The 5750-nt window shown below is 47.9% G+C and carries 7 protein-coding genes; 5 read left to right on the plus strand and 2 right to left on the minus strand.

Going from position 1 to position 5750, the window contains the following annotated elements:
* Positions 1 to 210: 210 nt before the first annotated feature.
* From HUX64_RS01605 to HUX64_RS01615, 3 genes are all read left to right on the plus strand, one after another.
* A complete protein-coding gene (locus HUX64_RS01605) occupies positions 211 to 819 on the plus strand; it encodes a recombinase family protein (RefSeq protein ID WP_174624502.1) in 609 nt (202 codons plus the stop codon).
* A 31-nt stretch (positions 820 to 850) separates the two neighbouring features.
* Complete coding sequence (locus HUX64_RS01610; protein ID WP_174624503.1) at positions 851 to 2221, plus strand: SEC-C metal-binding domain-containing protein; 1371 nt, start codon at positions 851 to 853, stop codon at positions 2219 to 2221.
* A gap of 172 nt (positions 2222 to 2393) precedes the next feature.
* A complete protein-coding gene (locus tag HUX64_RS01615; RefSeq protein WP_174624504.1) occupies positions 2394 to 3785 on the plus strand; it encodes a site-specific DNA-methyltransferase in 1392 nt (463 codons plus the stop codon).
* Here the strand turns inward: HUX64_RS01615 and HUX64_RS19075 are convergent.
* The gene (locus tag HUX64_RS19075; RefSeq protein WP_217426396.1) at positions 3777 to 3935 is read right to left on the minus strand and encodes a hypothetical protein; all 159 of its coding nucleotides are present in this window, start codon (positions 3933 to 3935) and stop codon (positions 3777 to 3779) included. The two genes, HUX64_RS01615 and HUX64_RS19075, sit on opposite strands and share 9 nt — an antisense overlap.
* A gap of 76 nt (positions 3936 to 4011) precedes the next feature.
* On the minus strand, positions 4012 to 4674 hold the full coding sequence (locus tag HUX64_RS01620) for a hypothetical protein (RefSeq protein WP_217426397.1): 663 nt from the start codon (positions 4672 to 4674) through the stop codon (positions 4012 to 4014).
* Between the two features lie 51 nt (positions 4675 to 4725).
* Here HUX64_RS01620 and HUX64_RS01625 point away from each other — a divergent pair, with 51 nt between their 5' ends.
* Together HUX64_RS01625 and HUX64_RS01630 are read left to right on the plus strand one after the other, a co-directional pair.
* Entirely contained in the window at positions 4726 to 4914 is a 189-nt protein-coding gene (locus HUX64_RS01625) for a hypothetical protein (RefSeq protein WP_174624505.1), read from the plus strand.
* 245 nt (positions 4915 to 5159) lie between these two features.
* Positions 5160 to 5657, plus strand: coding sequence for a recombinase family protein (locus tag HUX64_RS01630; RefSeq protein WP_174624506.1), 498 nt, complete (start codon positions 5160 to 5162; stop codon positions 5655 to 5657).
* Positions 5658 to 5750 lie beyond the last annotated feature (93 nt).

Genomic DNA, 5750 nt, shown 5'->3' on the forward strand with positions numbered 1-5750 from the left:
AACGAATCCTCCGCATTAATGATTTGAATGTGATCAGTGATGATGTTGTCGAAGCCGCCCGCAGTACTCTTGTTATTGGTGCCACATAGCGTTAAAAATTTAGTGCCAATTACCGTTGAAGATTACAATTTCAACCCATCGATTACGGTGTAAAAACCAGTGCATTTATCAAGTGGCAATTATGCCTGATCTGTGATAACTTTTCGCACTATGAAAGATGATGATTCCACCTACCAAGTCTCCTCGCCTCATCGGATTGGTTATGCCCGTGTCAGCACCGTGGGACAAAATCTCGACTCCCAACTTGATGTGTTGAAGCAGGCAGGATGCGGAAAAATCTTTACGGATAAAATGACCGGCTCGCGGATGGATCGCCCGGGCTGGGATTCGTTGATGATCTATGCACGCCCAGGCGATATGCTCGTGGTTACTGAACTAAGCCGCATGACCCGCTCATTGCTTAATTTGTTGGAGACTACCAAGGTGCTTGAGGAGCGAAAAGTCGACCTGGTGTCTTTACGCGAAAACATCGATACCAGTACCGCCACCGGGTGCTGCTTCCTTTCAATGATGGGCGCCATCCATCAAATGGAGCGGGAGTTACGTGCGGAGCGTGCCGCCGCTGGGAGGGCTTCCGCCAAGGCGCGTGGGAAATCGGGTGGACGACCTCGAACCGATGCGGCAAAGTTGGAGAATGCACGGGTCTTGTATGAGAAAACCGAAAAAACCGCTGCCGAAGTGTGTGATATTTTCGGCGTTGGCCGCCGGACATTTTTCGCGTATCTGGCTGAACAGCGGAATGTAAATCAAGCTTCGTAATCAACACTCTCTTTATGAACGTATTAATGGTATGAAAAAGCTCGGGCGTAACGATCCCTGTCCTTGTGGCAGTGGCAAAAAATATAAGCAATGCTGTCTAAAGGCTGAGCAAGCTAAGATAGCCAGCGATCGCTCGGAAGCGGTACCAAAAGCGATAAATTGGCTCTTCACGAAGTATGGACAAACAGCGCGTGAAGCGCTCGATGAAGGGTTTTTCGGCGGACTCGACGAGGATGAATATGCCATGCTCCAGGACCTGCCCGGCGATTCCTATCAAGGCATTATGATCAATGCTATGGAATGGTTCCTGGCCGATGGGGTTATGACCATCAAGGGACAGGAGCATCGTGTTGCGGACTTGCTACTCGACCAGGGTGGCCCGCTCTTTTCCGCCGAACAGCGGCAATGGATCGAGTTGCTGACGACTATGCCGCTCAGACTCCACGAAGTCGTCGCAGTGATACCGGGCGAAAGCATGACAGTAAGAGATGCACTGCTGCCTGAAAGCCCGTCTGTCGTCATCCGGGAAAAATCCGGATCACGGCAAGCGAACCCATACGATCTTATGGCAGCGCGCATCCTGCCGGTTGAAAATCATTTCGAACTGTCGGGTGCCGTATACGCTTTCCCCCGCAACCGAAGCTGGGACTTGTTAGAAGAACTCAGGGATGAAATGGAAGGCGTCGAGCCTGATTCGCCTCTCGCCAAAGAAATCACCAGCGTCATCATTCCATATTATTGGCTCCAGTTATTTGTAAATGCCTTTGAAATGCCACAATTGGTTGATCATCTGACAGGAGAACCGCTGTTGTTCGTCACCGATCATTATCGGGTTCAGAACTGGACCGCTCTAGATCAGGCCTTGTCCGGTGAAGTGGATATCGAAGGCTGCCGCGAGGAGGGCTGGAACCGCCTTTTTGAAGGTGAGGATGGACTGATACGCAGATACCTCAGCATTGATGCGGGCAAACGTCAGGATCGAATCAAAGTGTCTTATCGCACTCAACAGTATGCGGATGAAGGCCGACCTTGGTTCGAAGCAGTTGCAGGCAGAGCCGTTGCCTTTGTCAGCCGGGAAATCTCCGATCCCAAGGGGATGCTCGCTAATTTGCAGCCCAATGAGAGCAAGGAAACATCGGCTCCGGTGGAACTGCCGCCAGAGATGCTGACCGAGATTATCGAGAAGAGAATTCGGCAGCTTTATGCGGATTGGGCTGACAAGCCATTACCAATATTGGGCGATAGAACACCGCGGAAGGCCATTCAAACGCCGGAAGGATTGAAACAGGTGAAATTCTTGCTACGTACCTACGAACACGGCGAAGCACAGCAGGCCAAAGCTCAACACCGCGCACCGGTTTCCTATGAATTTCTCTGGCAATCAGTAGGGATAACACCGTAGGTAAACCGTTGCCATCAATGGACGTCTATAAGCGTTCGCTAATTTTTACCTTTTCGAGGGGATGGGCAAAAATAGCCATTATGGTGGATGTTTAATTAAAAATTTCCATTTACGAAGGTAACCAGATGCTGTAAGGTGACCCGATTGGTTACCAACAAAAACGGGAAAATTTATGGCAACTGGCATCTTAGGCCACGAAAAACTCAGCGCAGATTCTTTAAGTGCGGCCCTGCCTCACAAAGACCCGCACCCTCTGCCTTCTGATGCTGTCGCGCCCTCTCTGGTTTACCCTAACAGGCTAACAAAAGCGGAAGTGCTCTCCCCTTTGTATGCTTCTTTCATACAAGTTGACACCGATGGACGCACAGCACCTATTCAGCAAGTTTCTAACAATAGTCTGATTCTGGCGGATAACTTATTTGGGTTGCATGGTTTGTTAGAGAGTAAACGTAAAGCAACCCTGATTTATCTTGATCCTCCCTACAATACTGGGATGGAGTTTCAGTCTCGACAGTTAGAACACGCTTATAGCGACCAATTGGGTTTTGCCGCTTATCTTGAATTCATGAGGAGGCGCTTAATCCTCATGCGAGAGTTGCTGACGGATGATGGATCAATTTATGTGCATATCGGGCATCAAATGGTTTCCCATTTAAAAGTCATCATGGATGAAATATTCGGTCAGAATAATTTTAGAAATATCATTACCCGCCGTAAATGTAGCAGTAAGAATTTTACAAAGCATCAATATTCAAACTTGAATGACTTCATTCTCTTTTACTCGAAAAGTCCCGCCTATAAATGGAATCAACCTGGCCAGACTCCTGATGAAGACTGGATTCAGAAAGAATATCCAAAAGTTGATAAGCGCGGTCGCTATAAGCTCGTACCAATTCACGCACCCGGCACACGACGCGGTGAGACGGGGGAAATATGGCGAGGTATGTTACCTCCGCCGGGGAAGCATTGGCAGTATGTCCCTACAAAGTTGGAGGAATTCGATAAAGCAGGGGAAATACACTGGTCGAGAAATGGCAATCCTCGCCGCAAGGTGTATCTTACACAGGATAAATTGGTGTCATACACGGATTATGGGGATTGTTTCCGTGACGCTCACCATCAAAGTATCGCCGTTACTGGATACCCGACAGAAAAAAATCTGGCAATGCTGCGCATGATCGTGTCAGCCAGCAGCAATGAAGGCGATCTTGTCATTGACCCGTTTTGCGGCTCAGGAACGACGATGCACGCCGCGAATGATTTGCGGCGTTCATGGATTGGCATCGATCAATCTTTCAATGCCATCAAAGCCGCAATTACCCGATTAAGGCACGGCTTGGAACCAATGGGTGATTATGTATCCCGCGAAGAAGATGACCAGCCGCATGATCGAAGCAACGTCCTTGATATGTTCGCGGGCCTTTCTTCGCCAACAAAGGACAAGAACGGCCCCGCCTCGAAGGCGAAGGCTAGCGATCATCAGCCAGCATTGTTTTCTTTTGTCGTCGATGACGAATTGCTTGAGATGTACCCCGAGGAAATCCGGGAGATGGCGCTAATCTGAAGCAACCCGCATCAGCCAATCATGGGTGATCCTGATATCCGCCAGTTTAAGCGTCGTGACCCGGACATTGCCGTTCCAAGCCCCGTCCAGTTCGCAAACTTCAAACCAAGTGTCTTTATGCGCCAGACCGGGACCGTCAGCCAAGAACACCAGACGGAGGCGGTCACCTGTTTTCTCGCAATATTCCTTGGCTTTTGCGACTTTGTAGGAGTTGCCCCCGGTTCTATCATCCGACTGCGCCCCCTCGCGTGGAGTCGTATCTGGCGAAGCCAACCGCCAGAACTTCCGCCGTGTCCGCTTTGCGAATGACAAAATCGCAGGGATATTGGCCTTCAAAATCAGGGAATATGGTATTGAGTTCAATATCGCGGCCAGCACCGCGCGGCCCGTTAATTGTTAGCTCGCCCTTGAAGCGATCCTCAAACCAGCCAAAGAAGTTGGCGGTCAGATCATAGCCTAACTGGCCGCGCGTATCATATTCGCCGATCAAGGCAGCCAAAGCGCCCTTGGTTTCATTAGAAAGATTGGCGAATTGTTCCTTTAGAACATCTATCGACTTGAAGGTGGAGCCATAGTTTTCAACGAGGCTGGCCGTTGAAACTTTCCCGATTTTCTTTGTTGTCTCCGTGTCTAAAACAGGCGAAACGCAGCGACGGAACATTTTTAAAAGGGACATCCGCTGATCCTTGTCGATACCCTTGGAGCGGATTTTATCCAGCAATTCAGCGCTGCTTTTCGATTCCGCGATGAGCTTGGAAAAAAAGGCAATATCATCGCTGTATTTATTTAATAGAATTTCCAGAATCTCTGGAAACCTAATAGCCGTATCGATAGGGGTTATAATAGTGTTCGGGTCTTCAATATTGCATAGGAATTTATTTTCCGTCATCACAAATCCGATCAATTCTTTTTATTAGAAGATGGCTAACAGTTAGGAAGCATGAGTCCCCCCACCGTAACCAGCGAATCGCCTGAAATCCATCATCTTCGGCTTGCTTATCCGCAACTAACGCCTTTCTTCGAGGCCATCGGCAGCATCGCCCTCCCTGCCCCATCCAAAATGCTGGTCGCGGATGCCGTGATCCGGCATATCGGGTTATTCTGCATAAAGGTACGTAACGCACCATAGGATTTTAAAAATCCGTTTTTTTAGCTTTGTTTTGTATTTTTCATCATCTTTTCGACATGGAGCATCGAAAATCAAACTATACGACGCTGTTATCATCGGTTTCTTCCCGATGGCTGTGTATTTGGATATTGCTCTAGCTGCGCATGCAAATAAGGCGTTATTTTTTTGCATTTGTAGTTGAATTACAGTAAATGCACAGCTTATAATCTGCACATATTCTATGTGCACAAAACGGCCAAGACAACATGACTTCATCAAAAATCGGCTATTGCCGAGTATCCACAACGGAGCAAAATATGGCTGCCCAGTTGGAATTACTTAACAAAGCGGGTTGCCATGAGATTTTCAAGGAAAAAGTATCGGGAAGTAAGGCTGATCGTCCCGAGTTAAAAAAATTACTGGCTTACATTCGTAAAGGCGATACCGTTACGGTGTCAAAACTTGATCGGTTGGCACGATCAACCAAGGATTTGTTGAACATAGCCGAAGCGATAAAAAAGAAAGGTGCTGACCTTGAAGTCCTTAATATTAATTTAGATACTAAATCCCCAACCGGGCAATTGATGCTCACCATGCTGGCCGCTATTGCTGAATTTGAAAGGGGTATTATGTTGGAACGCCAAAGGGAAGGCATTGATATCGCTAAAGCGGATGGAAAATATAAAGGCCGTAAACCGATTAACGAAGCCAAACTTCAGCAAGTGCAAAAGCTAGTAGTCAGTCATGTTGAAGCGAAGGGATAATTTATGGTATGACTATTGGCTTTGACGCAACGAGGTTTAGTGTCATGCCCGCCATTAAATATAAAGTCAATTTGACCGACGAAGAAAAACGTC

It is taken from the genome of Candidatus Methylobacter favarea, from assembly GCF_902806695.1.
GTDB classification, from domain to species: Bacteria; Pseudomonadota; Gammaproteobacteria; order Methylococcales; family Methylomonadaceae; genus Methylobacter_B; species Methylobacter_B favarea.

Coding starts and splice junctions, on each gene's coding strand:
- HUX64_RS01605 (WP_174624502.1), top strand. CDS start 211: ATGAAAGATGATGATTCCACCTACCAAGTCTCCTCGCCTCATCGGATT.
- HUX64_RS01620 (WP_217426397.1), bottom strand. CDS start 4,674: ATGACGGAAAATAAATTCCTATGCAATATTGAAGACCCGAACACTATT.
- HUX64_RS01630 (WP_174624506.1), top strand. CDS start 5,160: ATGACTTCATCAAAAATCGGCTATTGCCGAGTATCCACAACGGAGCAA.
- HUX64_RS01615 (WP_174624504.1), top strand. CDS start 2,394: ATGGCAACTGGCATCTTAGGCCACGAAAAACTCAGCGCAGATTCTTTA.
- HUX64_RS01610 (WP_174624503.1), top strand. CDS start 851: ATGAAAAAGCTCGGGCGTAACGATCCCTGTCCTTGTGGCAGTGGCAAA.
- HUX64_RS01625 (WP_174624505.1), top strand. CDS start 4,726: ATGAGTCCCCCCACCGTAACCAGCGAATCGCCTGAAATCCATCATCTT.